The sequence below is a fragment of the Pseudomonas sp. VS40 genome (assembly GCF_018587885.1).
In the GTDB taxonomy this organism is placed as follows: Bacteria; Pseudomonadota; Gammaproteobacteria; order Pseudomonadales; family Pseudomonadaceae; genus Aquipseudomonas; species Aquipseudomonas pergaminensis.
Window position 1 is genome coordinate 277,577 of sequence record NZ_JAGYWD010000003.1, and the last position, 20,117, is coordinate 297,693.

15 protein-coding genes are annotated in these 20,117 nt (G+C 64.3%); 10 read left to right on the forward strand and 5 right to left on the reverse strand.

Annotated features, from left to right (window positions below; all coding sequences use genetic code 11):
- Window positions 1–5: 5 nt before the first annotated feature.
- The 10 genes from KHP07_RS10375 to KHP07_RS10420 all read left to right on the forward strand — a co-directional run bounded on the left by KHP07_RS10375 (window position 6) and on the right by KHP07_RS10420 (window position 14,240).
- Window positions 6–1,295 (forward strand): DotU family type VI secretion system protein, encoded by a 1,290-nt coding sequence (locus KHP07_RS10375; protein ID WP_214497159.1) that lies wholly within the window; start codon window positions 6–8, stop codon window positions 1,293–1,295.
- Window positions 1,292–4,792, forward strand: a complete 3,501-nt coding sequence (tssM, locus tag KHP07_RS10380) for a type VI secretion system membrane subunit TssM (RefSeq protein ID WP_214497160.1) — start codon at window positions 1,292–1,294, stop codon at window positions 4,790–4,792. Before KHP07_RS10375 ends, tssM begins: the two co-directional genes overlap by 4 nt.
- Window positions 4,789–5,442: a type VI secretion system-associated protein TagF gene (tagF, locus tag KHP07_RS10385; RefSeq protein WP_214497161.1), complete on the forward strand. Its 654-nt coding sequence runs from the start codon at window positions 4,789–4,791 to the stop codon at window positions 5,440–5,442. The genes tssM and tagF overlap by 4 nt, the downstream gene beginning before the upstream one ends.
- On the forward strand, window positions 5,443–6,162 hold the full coding sequence (locus KHP07_RS10390; protein ID WP_078050748.1) for a PP2C family protein-serine/threonine phosphatase: 720 nt from the start codon (window positions 5,443–5,445) through the stop codon (window positions 6,160–6,162).
- Complete coding sequence (locus tag KHP07_RS10395) at window positions 6,159–9,140, forward strand: serine/threonine-protein kinase (RefSeq protein WP_214497162.1); 2,982 nt, start codon at window positions 6,159–6,161, stop codon at window positions 9,138–9,140. Before KHP07_RS10390 ends, KHP07_RS10395 begins: the two co-directional genes overlap by 4 nt.
- Window positions 9,140–9,844, forward strand: coding sequence for an ABC transporter ATP-binding protein (locus KHP07_RS10400; protein WP_214497163.1), 705 nt, complete (start codon window positions 9,140–9,142; stop codon window positions 9,842–9,844). The genes KHP07_RS10395 and KHP07_RS10400 overlap by 1 nt, the downstream gene beginning before the upstream one ends.
- A complete protein-coding gene (locus KHP07_RS10405; RefSeq protein ID WP_078051008.1) occupies window positions 9,844–11,028 on the forward strand; it encodes an ABC transporter permease family protein in 1,185 nt (394 codons plus the stop codon). The genes KHP07_RS10400 and KHP07_RS10405 overlap by 1 nt, the downstream gene beginning before the upstream one ends.
- Entirely contained in the window at window positions 11,021–12,730 is a 1,710-nt protein-coding gene (locus KHP07_RS10410) for an SUMF1/EgtB/PvdO family nonheme iron enzyme (protein ID WP_078050745.1), read from the forward strand. The genes KHP07_RS10405 and KHP07_RS10410 overlap by 8 nt, the downstream gene beginning before the upstream one ends.
- Window positions 12,731–12,814: 84 nt before the next feature.
- A complete protein-coding gene (gene tagQ, locus KHP07_RS10415) occupies window positions 12,815–13,738 on the forward strand; it encodes a type VI secretion system-associated lipoprotein TagQ (protein WP_078050744.1) in 924 nt (307 codons plus the stop codon).
- A gap of 124 nt (window positions 13,739–13,862) precedes the next feature.
- Entirely contained in the window at window positions 13,863–14,240 is a 378-nt protein-coding gene (locus KHP07_RS10420; RefSeq protein ID WP_028618482.1) for a hypothetical protein, read from the forward strand.
- Between the two features lie 80 nt (window positions 14,241–14,320).
- On the opposite strand, the gene KHP07_RS10425 is transcribed toward KHP07_RS10420, so the two are convergent.
- The 5 genes from KHP07_RS10425 to exbD form a co-directional block, all read right to left on the reverse strand.
- Complete coding sequence (locus KHP07_RS10425; RefSeq protein WP_078050743.1) at window positions 14,321–15,721, reverse strand: aminoacyl-tRNA deacylase and HDOD domain-containing protein; 1,401 nt, start codon at window positions 15,719–15,721, stop codon at window positions 14,321–14,323.
- A gap of 77 nt (window positions 15,722–15,798) precedes the next feature.
- A complete protein-coding gene (gene recG / locus KHP07_RS10430) occupies window positions 15,799–17,874 on the reverse strand; it encodes an ATP-dependent DNA helicase RecG (RefSeq protein WP_214497164.1) in 2,076 nt (691 codons plus the stop codon).
- Window positions 17,875–17,882: 8 nt separating this feature from the next.
- Window positions 17,883–18,803: a hydrogen peroxide-inducible genes activator gene (locus KHP07_RS10435; protein WP_015886540.1), complete on the reverse strand. Its 921-nt coding sequence runs from the start codon at window positions 18,801–18,803 to the stop codon at window positions 17,883–17,885.
- Between the two features lie 142 nt (window positions 18,804–18,945).
- Entirely contained in the window at window positions 18,946–19,695 is a 750-nt protein-coding gene (locus KHP07_RS10440) for a TonB family protein (RefSeq protein WP_214497165.1), read from the reverse strand.
- The gene (gene exbD / locus KHP07_RS10445) at window positions 19,692–20,117 is read right to left on the reverse strand and encodes a TonB system transport protein ExbD (protein WP_003195519.1); all 426 of its coding nucleotides are present in this window, start codon (window positions 20,115–20,117) and stop codon (window positions 19,692–19,694) included. The genes KHP07_RS10440 and exbD overlap by 4 nt, the downstream gene beginning before the upstream one ends.

Consider the following 20,117-nt stretch of genomic DNA (forward strand, 5'->3'; position numbering starts at 1 on the left):
CCGCGATGCATCCCAATGATGATGACCGCACCCAGTTCATGCCGCGTCCGGGTGGCCGGGCGCCGGAACCTGTGCGTGCCGAACCGTCGCCGCTGGCCATGCCAGCCGCGCCAATGCTCACCGGCAAAAGCCAGGGCCTCAACCCGCTGGAAAGTGCCGCCGGCCCCTTGCTGGCCCTGCTGACGCGCCTGCGCAATACCATCGCCCACCCGGCGCCGGCCAGCCTGCGCGCGCAGTTGTTGGCCTACCTGCGCCAGTTCGAAGAGCGTGCCGAAGCGGCCGGTATTGCACGTAATGAAGTGCTGCTGGCTCGTTACGCGCTGTGCACCGCGCTGGATGAAGCGGTGTTGAGCACGCCCTGGGGCAGCACCAGTGACTGGGGTAAGCAGAGCCTGCTGATCACCGTACACAACGAAGCCTGGGGCGGCGAAAAAGTCTTCCAGTTGCTCGACCACTGCCTGCAAAGCCCACGGGAACGCCTGTACCTGCTGGAGCTGTTGTACCTGTGCATGTGCCTGGGTTTTGAAGGCCGTTATCGCGTAATGAACGACGGCCGCAGTCAGTTGGAAACCCTGCGTGAACGCACGGCTGCCGCCATTCGCAGCGCCCGTGGCGAACACGAACGTGAACTGTCGCCGCACTGGCGCGGCGTGACCGTGGCGCGGGATCGCCTGGCGCAATTCATGCCGCCATGGATCGCCGTGGCCATCGGCGTGGCGTTGTTGCTGGCGCTGCTGTTTGGCTTGCGCCTCAAGCTGGCGTCGGATGCCGAGCCGGTGTTCAAGAATATTCACGCGTTGGGCGAAATCCCGGTGCAGGCCATCGACCGTCCGGTGGCGCAGCCCAAAGTCATCGAGCGCCCACGCCTGGCCGGTTTCCTGGTGGAAGACATCAAGGCCGGGCGCGTTGCCGTGGAAGATGCGGTCGACCGTTCAGTGGTGACCATCCGTGGCGACGAGCTGTTTGCGTCCGCCAGCTCCAGCATTGTCGATGACTACCAACCGCTGATGCTGCGCATCGCCGACGCCATTCGCAAGGTCAAGGGCCAGGTGCGGGTGACCGGGCACAGCGACAACCGCCCGATTGCCACGCTGCGCTTCCCGTCCAACTGGGCGCTGTCGGAAGCACGGGCCAAGTCGGTGCTGGAAATCCTCGCGGCCAAGACTGGCCAGGCAGATCGCTTCAGCGCCGAGGGCCGAAGCGACACCGAGCCGGTGGCGACCAACGCCACCGCAGAAGGCCGCGCCCGCAATCGTCGGGTTGAAATCACCGTATTGGCGGAGGGCGTCGAGTGAAGGCGTTTTTCAGTTTCATGATTCGCTGGGTGATTCCCGTGCTGGGCCTGATCGCCCTGAGCCTGATCATCTGGTTTGTCGGGCCGTTGCTCGACGTGCTGGTGCCGGAAGGGCGCCGCTGGGCGCTGATCATCCTGGTGTTCGCGGTGTGGATTGCCTACCGCGTGTTCCGCATTATCCAGGCCCGTCGCCAGGCCGCCGAAGTGATGCGCAGCCTGGCCGCCGAAACCCCGGCAGACCCCAACAGCGTCGCCACCGCCGAAGAACTCAGCACCCTGCGCCAGCGCATGGACGAGGCCCTGGCGCTGCTGAAGAAGGCCAAGCTGGGTGGCGATGAACGCCGCAACCTCTACGAGCTGCCGTGGTACGTGATCATCGGCCCGCCGGGTTCGGGCAAGACCACGGCGCTGGTCAACTCCGGCCTGCACTTCCCGCTGGCGGCACAGTTGGGCGCCGGTGCCGTGCGCGGCGTCGGCGGTACGCGCAACTGCGACTGGTGGTTTACCGATCAGGCGGTATTGCTCGACACCGCAGGCCGCTACACCACCCAGGACAGCAACTCCACGGTGGATAAAGCCGCGTGGCTGGGCTTCCTCGACCTGCTGAAAAAGCAGCGCTCGCGCCGGCCTATCGACGGTGCCTTCATCGCCATCAGCCTGTCGGACCTGTTGCTCGGCACCGACGCCGAGCGCGCCGCCCATGCCGCCGCCATCCGCCTGCGCATCCAGGAGCTGTATACCCAACTGGGCGTGCGCTTCCCGATCTACCTGATGCTGACCAAGCTCGACCTGGTGCCAGGCTTCATGGAGTTCTTCGACAACCTGAGCAAGGAAGAGCGCGCCCAGGTGTGGGGCATGACCTTTGCCCTGGACGACGGCAAGAACAGCGACAGCCCGCTGGCACACCTGCAAAGCGAGTTCGCCGGGCTGGAACAGCGCCTCAACGAACGTCTGGTCGAACGCCTGCAACAGGAACGCGACCCGGCGCGGCGCGACCTGATCTACGGCTTCCCGCAGCAGTTCGGTGCATTGAAGGATTGCCTGCAAAGCTTCCTCGAAGGCGTGTTCAAGCCCAATGCCTTTGAAGAGCGCGTGTTGCTGCGTGGTGTGTATTTCACCAGCGGTACCCAGGAAGGCAGCCCGATCGACCGCCTGATCGGCGCCATGGCTCAAAGCATGAACCTGGACCGCCAGCACCTGGCGCGCCAGAGCGGCACCGGGCGCAGTTACTTCATCGAAAAACTCTTCACTGCGGTGGCGTTTGCCGAGCGTGGCTTGGTGGGAGTGAACCCGAAGGTCGAGCGTCGGCGCAAGTGGATTGCACGCGGGGTGCTGGCCGCCACCGTGGCACTGGTCGTGGTGGTCAGCGGCCTGTGGTGGGTGAGTTACCGCGCCAACCAGGCCTATATCGCCCAGGTCGACCAGAAGGTCGCACCGCTGGGCCAGACCGTGCAGAACCTGAGCCCGGCGCAGCGTGAAGTGCTCGCCGTATTGCCGTTGCTCAACGCCGTGAAGAACCTGGCGGGCGACTCGCCGAGCTGGTCCGAGGGCCTGGGGCTGTACCAGGGCGATATGCTCGAAGCCGAGTCTGCCAGTGTCTACCGCAAGCTGCTGATCGCCGTGTTCGCGCCACGCCTGGTGACGCGCATCGAAGAGCAACTGCACGGCGGCGGCAATTCCGACTTCCTCTACGAAGGCCTCAAGGCTTACTTGATGCTGGCGGATACCGAGCATTACGACCCGGATTTCATCAAGGCCTGGATCGCTCTCGACTGGGACCGCAACCTGCCCCGCGACCTGCCGGCCGATCAGCGCCAGGCACTGGCCGGGCACTTGCAGGCGCTGTTCGAACGCCACCCACCGAGTGCTCGCCTCGACCCACGCCTGATCGATGACCTGCGTCGTCAGTTGCAACAACTGCCGGTAGCCCAGCGTGTGTATGACCGGGTCAAGCGCCAGAAACTGCCCGAAGGCATCCCGGACTTCCGCCTCAACGAAGCTGCCGGCCGTGACGCGGCGCTGGTGTTCAGCCGCAAAAGTGGCAAACCGCTTGGCGAGCCGTTGAGTGGGTTCTTCACCGCCAAGGGCTATCGCCAGGCGTTTTTGCTGAGCAGCCTGAACCAGACCGGCACCCTCGCCGAAGAGCAATGGGTGCTGGGCAATGCACAGGCCGACCAGCAGAACGTGGTGAGCCTGGCTGCCGATGTGCGTCGCCTGTATTTCCAGGATTACCAGCGCCAGTGGGATGCGTTGCTGGCGGACATCGACTTCGTGCCGATCACCAGCGTGGCCCAGGCGGCCGACGTACTGCGGGTGATTTCCGGCCCGAGCTCGCCGCTGAAAAAACTGCTGGTGGCCGTGGCCAAGGAAACCGACCTGCAAGCCGAAGAGCGCCAACTGGCCGCCAAAGGCGTGCCGGTAGAAGGTGGCGTCGACAAGCTCAAGGAGCGCCTGGGCAGCTTGCTCGGCCAGGAGCAACCGACCGCCAATGCACCTGCTGCGGCGGATGATCCGGTGACCGCGCATTTTGCCGAGCTCAACAGCATCGTCAGCAAGAACGAAGGCGAGCCGGCGGCCATCGATGGCCTGCTCACCGATATGAATGCACTGTATGTGCAGGTCAGCGCCATGGTCGGCGCCAGCGGCGATGCGTTGCTCGGCGAGGCGAAGAACCAGGCGGCGGCTGCGGCCACGCGGGTCAGCCTGAACGCAGAGCGCCAGCCACCGTTGGTGCAGGGCATGGTCAAGTCGGTGGTCAACTCCACCACCAACAGCATGATGGGCGGCGTGCGTAACCAGCTGAACGCGGCCTGGGTCAGCGAAGTGGTCAACGTGTATCGCCAGTCCCTGGCCGGCCGCTACCCGATGTCGCCCGGCAGCGCGCGGGATGCCACCCTGGATGACTTCGGGCAGTTCTTCGGCGTGGGCGGGGTGATGGACAATTACTTCCGCAAATACCTGCAACCTTACGTGGACACCTCGGCGCAGACCTGGCGCTGGCAGCCGGGCGCGGCGCAGAAGCTCGGCATTGCTCCGGGCGTGCTGCAAACCTTCCAGCGCGCAGCGACGATCCGCGATGCGTTCTTCCGCTCGGGTGGTACCCAGCCCATCGTGCGTTTCGAACTCAAGCCGGTGTCGATGGACCCGACCATCACTCAGTTCCTGCTTGACCTCGACGGCCAGCAATTGAGCTACGACCACGGCCCCAGCCGCCCAGTGGCGATGCAATGGCCGAACCCCGGCAGCATTGGCGTGGTGCGTATCTCCATCATGCCGCCGTCGGCCAGTGGCCGTTCGGGTGTGACGCTGGACGGACCGTGGGCCTGGTTCCGCTTGCTGGAACAGTCGGACCTCACCGCCGGTAATTCGCCGGACCGTTTCAACCTGCGCCTGCGCGTCGACGGTGCGAGCATCGCCTACGAACTGCGCGCCAACAGCGCCTTCAACCCGTTCAAGAGCCGCGTGCTCAGTGGCTTCAGCCTGCCGGAGCGGCTATGACGACCCTGGGCTTCTACGGCAAGTTGGCCAGCCGCGGTGACTTTGTCAGCCGCGCCTTGCCTCAGAGTTTTGTCGGCCCGTGGGACAGTTGGCTGGCGGCGGGTTTGCTCGCCAGTCAGAACAGCCTCGGCGCAGACTGGCTCAACACCTACCTGGTCAGCCCGCTGTGGCGCTTTGTGTTGGCACCGGGCGTGTGCGGTCCGGACGCGGCGGCAGGCGTGGTGATGCCGAGCATCGATCGGGTGGGGCGCTATTTCCCGCTGGCGGTGGTGGCGTTACTCGATCACGACACCAACCCTGCCTCGCTGGTGGGTGGTCCGGACAGCTGGTTCGAACAGGCCGAAGCACTGTTGCTCAGCACCCTGGATTCCGGTGCCACCTTCGAAAGCTTCAATGAAGGCCTCGATGGCCTGGGTTTCCCGCCGAGCGAGCCGCGTGCCGTGGGCAGCCGTTTCGCCGGCTTGCAGCGGGTGGCCGCCACTGTGTCCCACGGGCGTATGAGCGCACTGGCCGAACAGGCCTGCGAAGGCGCCAGCCTGTGGTGGGGCCGTGGTTCACAACGTATTTCCCCTGGTTTGTTGCGGTGTCAGGGCCTGCCTGCCGCCAGCGATTTTGCGCAGTTTTTGCTCGGACAAGAAGGTGTGGTGTAGATGGGGTCGACGTACAAATCCGCGAGCAAAAGCCATGTGGGCATGGTCCGCCAGGTCAACGAAGACGCCTGCCTGGACCTGCCGGAAAACCGCCTGTGGGTGGTCGCCGACGGCATGGGCGGGCATGCGGCCGGGGACTACGTGAGCAGCCTGATCGTCGACAGCCTGCGCAGCGTGCCGGTGGGGCGCTCCCTGGATGAATACACGGCGGCGCTGCGCAACGACTTGCTTCGCATTAACACGGCCGTGCGCGAAGAAACCGCCAACCGTGGCGTGACCATGATGGGCAGCACGGTGGTGCTGTTGGCCGCCCGTGGCCTGCGCGGCGTGTGCCTGTGGGCCGGCGACAGTCGCTTGTACCGCTTGCGCGACGGCGTGCTCGAAGGCATCTCCCGCGACCACAGCTACGTCCAGGACCTGCAAGACAGCGGCCTGCTCAGCGAAGCCGATGCCCGCACCCATCCGCGCGCCAATATCGTCACCCGCGCCATTGGCGTGGAAGCCCACCTGGACCTGGCGGTGGTCGACCTGCTGATCGCCCCCGGTGACAGCTACCTGCTGTGCAGCGACGGCCTGAACAAGACCGTCGAAGACCATGAGATCCGCGAAGTGCTCAGCCACGACGCGCCAGATGAAATCGTGCGCAGCCTGGTGCACCTGGGGCTCAACCGGGGGGCGCCGGACAACATCACCGCCATCGTCGTGAAGGTATCGCCATGAACATCGTCATCCCCGGTTATGACATCGAAGGCGAGATTGGCGAAGGCGCCATGGCCAGCGTGTACCTGGCAACCCAGCGCTCGCTGGAGCGCAAGGTGGCATTGAAGGTGATGGCGGCGGCGCTGGCGGCCGACCCGAGTTTTTGCGAGCGTTTCCTGCGCGAGGGCAAGACCCTGGCGCGCTTGTCGCACCCGCACACGGTGACCATCCATGACATCGGCAATGTCGGTGAGCTGTATTACATGGCCATGGAATACCTGCCCAACGGTACGCTCAAGGAGCGCATCGCGGCCGGCATGACGCCGGAGCAGGGCGTCACGCTGATCCGCCAGATCGCCTCGGCGCTGGGCTATGCCCATGCCCAGGGCCTGGTGCACCGCGATGTGAAACCGGCGAACATTCTGTTCCGCGCCGATGGCACGGCGGTGCTATCCGACTTTGGTATCGCCAAGTCGCTGGATGATCGCACCCAGTTCACCCAGGCCGGGTTCGCCGTGGGCACGCCGAGCTACATGAGCCCGGAGCAGGCGCGCGGCCAGGAAATCGATGGCCGGGCCGACCTGTATGCGTTGGGTGTGGTGCTGTATGAAATCCTGGTCGGCAAACTGCCGTACAACGGCACCGACGCGCTGTCCACGGCGCTGGCGCACTTGACCGAGCCGTTGCCGGAACTGCCGGTGCACCATGGCCGCTACCAGGAGGTGCTGCGCAAGCTGTTGGCCAAGGACCCGGCGGAACGTTTCCCGGATGCGGCGGCGTTGCTGGCGGCGCTGGATAACCTGCCGGCAGAGTCGCCGGAGGCCACCCTGGTGCGACCGCTGCCTATCCCGTTGAGCTTCGACCTGGCGGGCATGACCCCGGTCTCCATCGATATTCCGACCGATAAGCCGCAGCCGCAACCTGTCGTGCGCCAGCCGGTGGTGACCCCAACGCAACACAACGCCGTCTCCGAACAGCGCCGTGGCCCGGTGTTGGCGCTGGCGGCGGTTGCGGTGGCGGTTGCCTTGGCCATCGGTGGTGCCAGTTACTGGTGGTTGAGTGGCAGCGATGAGCCTGTTGCCAAGCCGCCGGCTGCGGTGGTGCCGCAAGTCACGCCGCCACCCGCGGTAGCCGAAGTTGATGGCGGCCAGCGTCCGTTGCTGATGGCGGGCAAGAAGACCCTGTTTCAGCGCGTGTTGAGCAAACCGGGCGCCAAGTTTTCCGCTGACGCCGGCAGCGCGCCGGGCAAAGCCCTGCCGGCGTTTTCCGTGCTCTACGTTTACCAGCGCAAGGATGTCGACGGCAGCCCGTGGGTGCGTGTCGGTGCCGCCACCGATGGCCGCAGCGATGGTTGGTTGCCTGCGTCGCAGGTCAGCGACTGGAAACAGAGCCTGGTGCTCAAGTTCACCGAGCGTTCGGGCCGGGCGCCGGTGATGTTCCTGCGCCAATCCGGCGAAGTGGAAAAACTGCTGGCCGATCCCGCCGCCGCCCAAGGCGTCCTGGCCAAGGCGCAGAAAAACAGTGAAGACAACAGCCAGGTCCTGGCCTTGGAACCGAGCGCCAGCGCAGTGCCGCAGAATCAGTTCTACCTGCTACCAATCTTCGATTCCAAAGAGAGCTTCGACGAGAACGGCCAGCCTGTGCAGTTGCTCAACGTGGCCTCCATCGACCCCGGCAGCAGCGCAGCGGCCAAGCCCTCGACGCCGGTGCTCAAGGCCAACGCCGATGCCTTCCGCACGGCCGTGGTGCTGGTGGTGGACACCACCGTGTCGATGCAGCCCTATATCGACCAGGTTCGCGACGTGGTGCACGAACTGCAAACTCGCATCGCCGAGCGGGGCGAGTTGGACAGCGTCAGCTTCGGCATGGTGGGGTTTCGCAGCAGCATCAAGAAAACCCCCGGCCTGGAATACGTGGCCAAGACCCTGATCACCCTTGACCAGGGCCGCGACCCGCAGCGGTTTCTCGACATGGCGCGCCAGGTCAAGGCGTCCACCGTGTCCAGCCATTCCTTCAACGAAGACGCGTTCGCCGGGGTGATGCAGGCGGTGGATGGCATGGATTGGTCCGGCTACGGCGGGCGCATCATCCTGCTGGTCACCGACGCCGGCGCGCTGCGCAAGAACGATCCGTTTGCCGCCACCCAGATGAACGAAGCCGAAGTGCGTCAGGCCGCGCTGGGCAAGCAGATCAAGATCTACGCCTTGCACCTGCGCACCGACGCCGGCAAGAAAACCCATGCCGGCGCCGAGAGCCAGTACCGCGTCCTCACCGCCGACGCCAACCCTCAGATCGGCGACCTCTACACGGCGGTGCCCGGTGGTGATGTGCGCAAGCTCGGAGAGCGTGTGGATGAGATCGGTACGGTGTTCGCCAATCTTGTGCATCAAGTGCGCAGCAACACGCCACAGCCGGTGCCATTGCTGAACAGCGCACCGAGCCTGGCGGACAAATCCGCAGCCGTCGGTTATGCCATGCACATGGATTTCCTCGGGCGCAAAGCCGCGAGCCAGGCGCCGCAACTGGTCAGCGCCTGGACCGCCGACCGCGACCTGACCAACCCGGCGCTGCCGGCCTTCCAGGTGTGCGTGATGCTGACCAAGCTGCAGCTCAACGACCTGCAGCAGTCGCTGAAACTGATCGTCGACGCGGCGCGCAAGACCCAGACCTCGCCCAAGGACTTCTTCCAGGAAATTGCCAGCGCGTCGGCCTACATGAGCCGCGACCCGCAAGCCTTGCGCAAGGGCGGCAACCTGGCCGACGGCGGCATTCTGGGTGAATACCTGGAAGGCCTGCCGTACCGCAGCAAGTCGCTGAACATGACCCAGGACCTGTGGTTGTCGTTGAGCGTGGCCGAGCAGGAAGACTTTATCGACGAGCTGGATTCGAAGATCCGTCTCTACGAAACCTTCCACAATGACGTGGCCAACTGGGTCCGTTTTGGCGATGCCGAGCCGGGTGATGCGTTGTACCGCGTGCCGTTGTCGACATTGCCGTGATGCTGAACCTGAACGCGGTGCACAAGAGCCGGGGCGTCGGTAGCCAGCGCTATAGCCTGGTGATCCCGGCGCTGGCGCTGCGTGCGGGTGAGCAACTGGCGATTGTCGGGCCCAGCGGTTGCGGCAAAAGCACCTTGCTGGACCTGCTGGCGCTGGTGTTGGCGCCGGACCAGGTCGGGCAGTTCGAATTCCATCAGCACGACATTGCCGGGCTATGGCGCGGTGATCAGCAATCTACCTTGGCCGCGCTGCGTAGCCAGCATCTGGGGTATGTGCTGCAAACCGGTGGCCTGCTGGGTTTTCTCGATGTGCGCGGCAATATCGCCTTGTCCCGGCAACTGCTGGGCTTGAAGGACGATGGCAGCGTGGTGCGCCTGGCCGAACAGTTGGAGATCAGCGATCAGTTGGCCAAGAAGCCGGCGGCGCTCTCGGTGGGCCAGCGCCAGCGCGTCAGCTGTGCCCGTGCCTTGGCCCATGCACCGCACCTGGTGCTGGCGGACGAACCGACGGCGTCCCTCGACCCCTTGAATGCCGAGCGCGTGATGCAAGCGCTGCTGGCCCAGGCGCGCGAACACCGTGCCGCCTGTGTGATCGCCACCCATGACGAAGCCCTGGCCCGCGCCAGTGGCTTGCAGGTGCGGCGCATCAGTTGCCGTCGCGACACCGACGGCGGTGTGACGGCGACCCTTGGGGAGGCATGCTGATGCGCCTCGGTCTGGTGACGTCGCTGGCCTGGCAGGATTATCGCAACGATGCCTGGCTGTCCGCCTGCTCGGTGCTCGCGCTGGTGGCGGTGATCGCACCGTTGCTGGTGTTATTCGGCCTGAAATTTGGACTGGTTAGCAGTTTGACCGAACGTTTGGAGACCGACCCCGCCACCCGTGAAATTATTCCGTTAGGCGGTGGTCGATTCAGCAGCGCATTCATCGAGCAGCTCGGCCAGCGCAGTGATGTGGCGTTTGCGTTGCCGCGTACGCGGCAGATTGCGGCGACCGCGCAGGTGGGCACGCTGGTGCTGGAGATGCTGCCGACCGCGTCGGGTGATCCGTTGCTCGCCGGCCTGCCGGTGCCACAGGGCCTGGACCAGATCGTGCTGAGCCACACTGCCGCCGAGAAGCTTGCGGCGCGGCCTGGGGATTGGCTGGAAACCAGCTTTGCACGGCAAGTGGCGGGACGCGTGGAAGCCCAGCGCACACGCTTGCAGGTGCTGGCGGTACTGCCGTTGGAAGCGTTTGCCCGTGACGGCTTGTTTGCCGATCTGAAAGTGCTGGAAGCGGCGGAAGATTACCGCGACGGTCGCGCAGTGCCGGCGTTGGGATGGAGTGGTGAGGTGGAGGGGACGAATGAGCAGCGGGTCTACCCGGCGTTTCGCTTATACGCGCGCACCCTCACCGACGTGGAGCCGCTGCGGGTGTACTTCGCGGCGCAGAATTTACTGGTGTCGACCCAGGCACAGACCATCGCGCAGGTGCAGTCGTTGAGCCGCAACCTGTCGATCGTGTTCTGGGTGATCTGCGGGTTGGCGTTGGCGGGGGCGTTTGCGGCGATATTTGCCGGGGCCCTGGCCGCCGTGGCACGCAAGCGGCGGGAATTGTCGGTGCTGCGCCTGCTGGGGTTTTCCACGGGCGGGCTGCTGTTATTCGTGGTGGTGCAGGCGTTGTATAGCGCAGGCTTTGCTGCCGTACTCAGTGCCGGGCTGTATGGCCTGGCCGAGGCAGCGTTGAATCAGTTATTTGTGCAGGTGCCGGGCGAACACGCCAGTCACCTGCTGGCGCGCCATTACGGCCTGGCCCTGGCTGCTGTGCTCGGCGTCAGCGCCGTGGCGGCGGCCTGTGGCGGTTGGCGAGTGGCGCGGATCCAGGCTTCTGAAGGAATCAGAGATGTATAAGTTACTGGGCGCCTGTGTGGCGCTGACCCTGGCCTCGATGGCCTGGGCCGATGAGGCGAGTGACAAACTCGATAACCCCAAGCCGCTGGAAGGCGACGTCAGCCTGCCGCTGCCGTGCGAAGGCAACATGGTGTTCCGCTATGCCTATGTGCTGGCCCAGGGCACCCTGGATGACCGCGAAATCAGCCTCGGCTACCCCTTTGCCGAAGGCGAGGCGGGTTATCAGCAGTCATTTATTTCCGGCTACCGTCGCGACTTCATCAACGGCCAGTTCACCCTCAAGGACCTGCCCAAAGACTGGAGCAAGGTCATCGCGCCGTTGATGCCGAAGACCGACGCCAAGACCCCGCTCAAGCCGATGCTGTACTTCATCGGCAAGTACGAAGTGACCGCACGCCAGTACGCCCAGGTGATGTCCCAGGCGCAGTCGTTGGCCAGTGGTGAACCCGCGCCTGCGTGCGACGCACCTACTGGCATGGCCGGGCGCTTGCCCAAGGTCAAGCTGTCGCGGTTTGAAGCCGAGCGCTTCTCGGCGGTGTACAGCGCCTGGTTGATGAAATACCACCGTGAGTTGCTGCCGGTCAGTGGTCGCGGTTCTTCGGCGGATGACGGTGGCCTCGGTTTTGTGCGCCTGCCCACCGAAGTGGAGTGGGAATTCGCCGCACGCGGTGGCCATGCCGTGAGTCGCCAAGACCTGGAAGGGCGCCTGTTCCCCCGCCGCGTCGAAGGCAGTGACAGCGACGGCCCGCTCGGCGATTACGCCGTGTTCAACCAGGTGGCTGGCGGCACCGGCCAGGCCGCACGCCTGATGCCCATCGGCACCAAATTACCCAACCCGATCGGCCTGTTCGATGTGATCGGCAACGCCGCAGAAATGGTCCAAGAGTCTTTTCAACTGGTGCACGCCGGGCGTCGCCAGGGCACTTATGGCGGCTTTGTGGTCAAGGGTGGCAACTACCTGGAAGGCGAGGGCACGCTGTTCACCGGCATGCGCCGTGAGTACCCGCTGTTCGCCGCCGACGGCACCGAGCAAAGCAACGAGACCACCGGTTTCCGCGTAGCGATTGGCGCGCTGTCGGCACCGCGCTCGCGCTATAAGGAGCTGTTCGCGCAGTGGCAGAAAGAGGGCCGCCTGGCCTCGCTGACCGACGCCATTGACGACGCCCAGGACCCGACCAAGCGCCTGGACAGCATCATCGCCGCCAGCGCCGACCCCAAGCTGCAAGCCGAGCTGGGGCTGGTCAACGAAGAGCTCAAGCGCAATGTCTCGCTGATCGCCCAGCAACGCGAAGAAGCCGCGGGCAACCTGATTCAGTCGGCCGCCCTGGTGGCCGAGACCATCGCCAACTACAACATCCGCCTGGCCAACCTGCAGAAGAGTCGCCAGCAGGCCCTGGACAACAAGGACGAGGCCAGCGCGCAACTGTTTGAGATGGCCATCACCAATGGCCGCAGCGCGCTCGATGGCGCCGTGGCGATCTATATCGACAACCTGGCCACCGGCACGCGCTATACCGATGCGGTGATCCAGGCGCAGTTTCAACGGATCAAGGAAGAGTTGGATCGCAAGCCAGTGCTCGGCAAGAGCCTGGTGACGCGCGCAACACTGTTCGTTCGCCATGTTGGCAACTACCGCAAACAACAGCGGGCCGACCCGGCAACGATCTTGAAGGAATTGCTCGCAGCGAGCGGTCAGCGATGATCGCTGGCTGTATGGCGAGCTTGGAAGGGACTCAGGCGGCGGTGGGCCGTGCTGGGCAAGTCAAACTTAAAAGAGAACACACCTATGCTTTTTTCCCGTAAGGCGGTTTCCAAGCGTCACTTGCTGCTGATCGCAGCTGGTTTCAGCACCGTGTTGACCGGTTGCGCCACGTCGCCGGCCTCCAAGGTCGCGTCGAGCACCAAGGTCGAGTATTACCCGAACTGCTACGAGCCGGTGCAGCACCTGCGTGCGACTGACTCGGACATGACCAAGTCAGTCGTCACCGGCGCAGCCATCGGCGCGGCCGGCGGTGCACTGCTGGGCGCCCTGACCGGCGACTCCGACAAGCGCGGCCGTAACGCCGCCATCGGTGCAGCGGGCGGCGCCCTGGCCGGCGGCGCGGCGGGTTACTACACCGAGCGCCAGAAGCAGATCAGCGATGACAACCAGCGCATTGCGTCCTACTCCACCGACTTCAACAAAAGCGCGTCCGACATCGACCGCAGCACCGCGTACGCCAAAGCGTCGCAACAGTGCTACCAGAGCGCGTTCACCAAGCTGGTGGCCGACCGCAAGGCCAAGACCGTCAACGACACCGAAGGCCGCAAGCGCCTGGCAGAAATCGTCGCGGGCCTCAAAGAGTCCAATGACCTGATCGTTGCGGTCAACGGCAAGGCCAGCGAAGACCTGAACAACTACACCCAGGCCTACGAGAAAGACCTGCAGCAAGTGGGCGTGCAGCGTAACGACGTGGTGACCGTGGCGACCGCCGATACGGCTCCTGTGGTCGCTCCGGCCAAGGGCAAGAAGCCGGTCAAGGCTGCGAAAAAGCAGGCTCTGCCAGTCGTGCCGAAAGAAGCTGTCACCACCGAGAAGAGCATCCAGACCGTGCAGGCCAAGCAAGCTGAAAGCAAGCAGGTCGCCAGCGCCGGCAAGGCTCAGCTCGAAGGCAGCTGCCGCGATCCGAACCTGGCCGACTGGGCACCGGTACCTTGCCCTAACGTTTAAGTAACATGCTGCTATAAGCGTCAAACGCCAGCCGATCTTCCGCTAATGCGCTAGATCGGTGGCGTTCTTTTAGCAAATCGTTAAACTGCTGCGGCCACTCAATAATTACACCGAGGCCGTGTGCATGAAATTTCGTCTTCTCCTGTGGGTGCTTGGCCTGATGATGGGCAAAGCCAGCCGCACCAATCCCGCCTTCCAGCAGCAACTGGGTGACAAAGACCTGGCCTTCCAGCTGCAGACCCTCGACGGCAAGGTTGCCCGTCACTTCATCGTCAAAGACCAGCGCATCACCAGCCGTTCGGGTGTTCACCCGTCGCCGGCGTTCGCCATCGCCTTTAAAGATGCGGCCTACGGCTTCGCCACGATGCAGGCGAAGAACAAGCAATTGGCGTTCATGACGGGAATTCAGGACAAGTCGATCCAGATCAAGGGCAACCCGGCGCTGGTGATCTGGTTCCAGGGGTTAACCAAGTATTTGAAGCCGAAGAAAAAGAAGGGTTGAATTCATCGCCGGCAAGCCGGCTCCTAAACAAACTCTGTAGGCGCCGGCTTGCCGGCGATGGCGATGTAACAGGTGGTAGGTTAGCCCTGGCTGAACTGGGACGCCAACTCGCGCAACAGCACTTCAGCATCCAGCACTTTGCCCACCACTTCCTCAGCCTTGTCACGGCTCAAGCCCAGACGCTCAAGCAGCGCATCCGGAATCGCCTCATCCGGCCCGGAGCCAATACCACGGCTGCGCAACAAGCGTACCGCCAGACACACCAGGTTCGGGTATTCAGCGTACTGACCATCGTAGGTCGGATCGTGCTGGAAGCGCAGGGCAGTGGACAGTTCATCCGGCATGTCCCAGTAGCGCATCAGCCACGCACCGATTTGCTCGCGGCTGATGCCCAGCAGGTGTTGCTCGACATAGCTGTGGCACAGGTGCGGGTTGACCTCCAGGTGGCGGCAGATCAGCGAGAAGTGCGGCGGGAACACATGGGCCAGCAGCAGGTAGCCGAAGTTGTGCAGCAGGCCCGCCAGGTAGGTCAGGCCGGCTTCCGGGCGCTGGGCGCGGGGCATGGCGCGGGTCAGGCCCTCGATCACGGCGGCGGTGTAGATCGACTGGTGCCAATACGGTGTGGACTGGTGTGGATGGTCCTTGGGCAGGCTCAGGGTCTTGCCCAGGGCCAGGCCCAGCGCCAGGTTGATCACCAGGTCAAAGCCCAGCACCCGCACGATGGCGTCTTCCACTGAACGAATCTTGCCCGGCGAGGCATAGTACGGCGATGCGGCCCAGCTCACGACTTGGGCGGCCAGGGCCGGGTCGGTCTCGACCACGCCAGTGATGTCATCAATGGTGGCGTTCGGGTCGACACGCAGTTTGATGATCTTCTGTGCGGTGTCCGCCAGCGGTGGAATCTCGATGGTCGCTTCCAGGCGTTGCTGGATGCGGCGGGCGGTGAACGCCTGCATCGCCTGGGTGATTTCCTCGCGGTCATCATTGGGGCGGTCGAGGTTGGGGCGAATGTTGCTCAGCGGCTCGCCAAAGTGGCCGGCGCTGGCCTTGGTGAGCAGGGTCTTGAAGGCGTCGGTGGCGATTTCCAGCAGCAAACCGGCTTCACCCGAATGCACCAGCAGGCTCGGTTCATCCAGCAGGCTGCCTTCGTACAGGCACGGCGAGCTGGTGAGAGGCGGTAGGCCCGGCAGCAGGCTCAGGTCATGTTTGCCCAGCATGCGTTCGACGCGATCCGGCGACACCGCGGTGAGGCGGCGACCGGTGAGTTCGGCGAGGCGGTTGAGGTCGAGCAACTGATTCTGCGGGAACAGCACCATCAGTGCGCCCACCGCGTCTTCCAGCAATACCGCTTGGACCTTTTGCGCAGGATTCAGGCCCGGTAGATCGGCGACTTCCGTGTAGGGGATGGCGAGTTTTGCGAGCAGAGCCCGAATGACCGGCGGGGCGGTCAGTGGGGCTGTGGCGAGGGCAACTTCTGACATGGCCTGATCCAATTTCTTACAGTCAACGAAGTATAACCAGCTTGATACAACTGTTGGTCGCTTAAGTGCGTCAGGCGTCACACTTGGCCGTATTGCTGTCCGTGCCTGAGCCAGCGATTGAGCAGCGGGCTGACGTGGTCCGGCCAGCGCTCCAGCAAAGCCTGCGCCGCATCGCGCACGGCTGGCAGCAGATCGGCGTCGCGCATCAGGTCGGCGACCTTGAATTGCAGCAGGCCGGTCTGGCGGGTGCCGAGCATTTCGCCGGGGCCGCGCAGTTCGAGGTCTTTTTCGGCGATGACAAAACCGTCGTTGGTTTCGCGCATGATGCCCAGGCGCTGGCGGCCGATCTGCGACAGTGGCGGGTGGTAGAGCAGCACGCAATGGCTGGCGGCGCTGCCTCGGCCAACACGCCCGCGCAACTGGTGCAACTGCGCCAGGCCGAGGCGCTCGGGGTTTTCAATGATCATCAGGCTGGCATTGGGCACGTCCACACCGACCTCGATCACGGTAGTGGCCACCAGCAGTTGCAGGTTGCCGGCCTTGAATTCGGCCATCACCGCAGCTTTTTCAGCGGGCTTCATGCGCCCGTGGATCAGGCCGACCTTGAGTTCACCGAGGGCGCTAGTGAGGTCCTCAAATGTCGTCTCGGCGGCCTGGCAGGTCAGCTCTTCGGACTCTTCGATCAGCGTGCACACCCAGTACGCCTGGCGGCCTTCGGCGCAGGCGCCACGTACGCGTTCGATCACTTCGACACGCCGGGTGTCGGTGACCAGTACGGTGTTGACCGGGGTACGGCCGGGCGGCAGTTCGTCGAGGATCGAGGTGTCGAGGTCGGCGTAGGCGCTCATGGCCAGGGTGCGCGGGATCGGCGTGGCGGTCATGATCAACTGATGCGGGTTCATCCGCCCGCCCACGCCTTTCTGGCGCAGGGCCAGGCGCTGTTGCACGCCGAAACGGTGCTGCTCGTCGATGATCACCAGGGCCAGGTTCTTGAACCGCACTTCGTCCTGGAACAGCGCGTGGGTGCCGACCACCATCGGCGCGCCGCCGGCGATCTGCTCCAGTGCGGCTGTGCGATTCTTGCCCTTGAGCTTGCCGGCCAGCCACGCCACTTCCAGGCCCAGCGGTTCGAGCCAACGCTTGAAGGTGATGAAGTGCTGCTCGGCGAGGATTTCGGTGGGCGCCATCAGCGCCACCTGGTAACCGGCTTCGAGGGCTTGCAGGGCGGCGAGGGCGGCGACCACGGTCTTGCCCGCGCCCACGTCGCCCTGGATCAGCCGCAGCATGGGCTCTTGCTGGCTGAGGTCGTAGGCGATTTCATTGCCGACGCGTTGCTGGGCGCCGGTCGGCGCAAAGCCCAGGTTGGCCAGGTATTGGGCAGGCAAGCGCGTGGCCTTGGGCATCGCTGGCGCGCGCAGCGAGCGCATGCTTTCGCGCAGGCGTTGCTGGGACAGCTGGTGGGTCAGCAGCTCTTCAAAGGCCAGGCGGTGCTGGGCCCAGTGATGACCGAGGGCCAGTTCGTCGACATCGGCATCGGCGGGTGGGTGATGCAGGTAGCGAATCGCATCGTCCAGCGGCGCCAGTTGATAGTCGCGGGCGAGTTCCTGGGGCAGCCAATCAGGCAGGCTTTTCGGGCCGAGCATGGTCAACGTCTGCATGCACAGTTGGCGCAGGCGTTGCTGGGTCAGGCCTTCGGTGAGCGGGTAGATCGGCGTGAGCGTGGTGTCGACCGGCGGCGGTTCGTCACCGGTAATGGCGCGGTATTCCGGGTGATAGATCTCAAGGCCGGATGCGCCGGGTCGCGCTTCGCCGTAGCAGCGCACGCGGGTGCCGCGCTTGAGGCCTTCCTTCTGCGCGTTGCTGAAATGGTAGAAGCGCAGGCTCAGGCCACCGGTGCCGTCCTGCAGGCGTACCACCAGGCTGCGGCGCTTGCCCATGACCACGTCGGCACCGCTGACGGTGCCTTCGACCACCGCATCCTGGCCTGGACGCAACTGGCCGATGGGCACCACGCGGGTGCGGTCCTGATAGCGCAGGGGCAAGTGGAACAACACGTCCTGGAGGTTCTCCAGGCCCACCTTGGCCAGCTTCTCGGCCATGGCTTCACCGACACCCTTGAGTGCCGTCACCGACACCTGCGACAGCTCAGTCATACCCTTGCTTAGCTCGCGGCAGGCGGCTTGGCCACCGAACACAGGCGGATCGAGTCAGCGAGGATCTCAATGGCCTTGGGCCGTGGAAAGCTGGCGCGCCAGGCGATCGCCACGGTGCGGAACGGCACCGGCGGCGTGAGCGGGCGTACTTCGATCACGCCGGGGGCGTAGTGATGGCTGTCTACTGCCGACAGCGGCAGGATCGAGATGCCCAGGCCGGAAGCGACCATGTGGCGAATGGTTTCCAGGGAGCTGGACTCCACGGTGGTGTGCTTGGCGCCGTCGTTGCCCTTGGTCAGGGTCGGGCAGGCTTCGAGCACCTGGTCGCGGAAGCAGTGACCTTCGCCGAGCAGCAGCAGGCTCTTATCGTTGAGCAGGCCGGCGTCGATGGTGTCTTTTTGCGTCCACGGGTGGGAGGCCGGCATCAGCACGTAGAACGGCTCGTCGTAGAGCGGCAGGGTCAGTACGTCGGCCTCATTGAACGGCAGGGCAATGATGATCGCGTCCAGCTCGCCGTTGCGCAGTTTGTCGCGCAGCACGTGAGTGAAGTTCTCTTCGATATACAGCGGCATCTGCGGCGCGACGCGGTGCAGTTGCGGGATCAGGTGCGGGAACAGGTACGGGCCGACGGTGTAGATGGCGCCGACTTTAAGCGGTGCGGTCAGCTGGTTCTTGCCGGCCTGGGCCAGTTCGCGAATGCTCTGCGCTTGCTCCAGTACCTTTTGGGCCTGGGCAACAATACCTTCGCCCACAGGCGTCAGGCGCACGGCGCTCTTGCTGCGCTCGAAAATCAGCACACCGAGTTCGTCTTCAAGCTTTTTCACGCCCACCGACAGCGTCGGCTGGCTGACGTGGCAACGCTCGGCCGCGTGGCCGAAGTGCTGCTCTTGGGCGAGGGTAACGATGTAGCGTAATTCTGTAAGAGTCATAGCGGGCGTCCATGAGGTTGCGGGCCAAGCATACCGGCTGCAATCGATAGACGCACGTTATCAGAACTTTGGTGGGGATTGAGCGGGGAGTTACGCAGATTTTGCTGAAGGTGGTGAGGGTTGCCCCTCACCACCTTCATTTTCAGCGACGACGCTTCTCGATGTTGTACACGAACGGTGCAACGATCTCGATGCTGCCACCCTTGAGCATGTCCGCTGGCGGTTTTGGCAGCGGCTGGGCACGACGGATCATGTCCAGTGTGGCGCGGTCCAGGTCGGCGTTGCCGGAGCGGCCCACCAACTCGTAGGACAGCACATTGCCGTCGGCATCCACCACGAACTTCAGGCGGTTCAGGCCCTCCTTGCCACGGGCCTGGGCACCTGGCGGGTACTTCTTGTACTTCTGCAAGTGGGCCAGCAGGGTGCCTTCCCAGGATGCCTTGGCAGCGATCTGTTGCGGCGAAGGGCCTGGTACAGGTTGGGCCGATTTCTCAGCCGGTGCCTGGGTCGGCGGAGCGTCGCTCGGCGGATCCTCGGAGGGTTTCTCCTTGGGCGGCTCGATCTTCTTCTCCACAGGCTTCGGCGGCTGCGGTTTAGGCTTGGGCTTGACCGGCTTGGGCACCTGGATCGTCGGCTTGGGTGCCTCGGCCAGTTTCGGCAGGGGCAGCTCTTCCACCGGTGCAGGCGGTTGCGGCGGCGTTACCACCTTGGGCGGCGCTGGCTGCGGCGGGGCTGGCATCGGTGCCAGGTCGATGACCATGGCAGCCGGTGGCAATTGCACCGTGCGCGGCGCGGACCAATGAAGCGCGATAGCGATCGCGACGGCATGCACGCCCAGTACGACGGCGAGGCTGGTGCCATAACGCGTCAGTTTGTGGCGCGTCGTGATCATTTCTTGGCTGCCGTCTCAAGTCCGACCAGGCCTACCTTGAGGTAGCCGGCTGCCCGCAGGGCATCCATCACGCTCATCAGGTCGCCGTAGTCCACGCCCTTGTCAGCCTGGAAGAAGATCGTCGTGTCTTTCTTGCCTTGGGTCTTGGCGTCGAGCACCGGGCCCAGGGTTTCAGCCTTGACTTCTTCTTCGCCCAGGAACAGACGTTGGTCCGCCTTGACGCTGAGGAAGATCGGTTTCTCTGGCCGTGGCGCAGGTTTGGCGCTGGACGCGGGCAGGTCAACCTTAATGTCCACGGTCGCCAACGGTGCCGCCACCATGAAGATGATCAGCAGCACCAGCATCACGTCGATAAACGGCGTGACGTTGATTTCGTGGTTCTCGACGAGTTCGTCGTCGCCTTGATTCAAATGCAGGCCCAT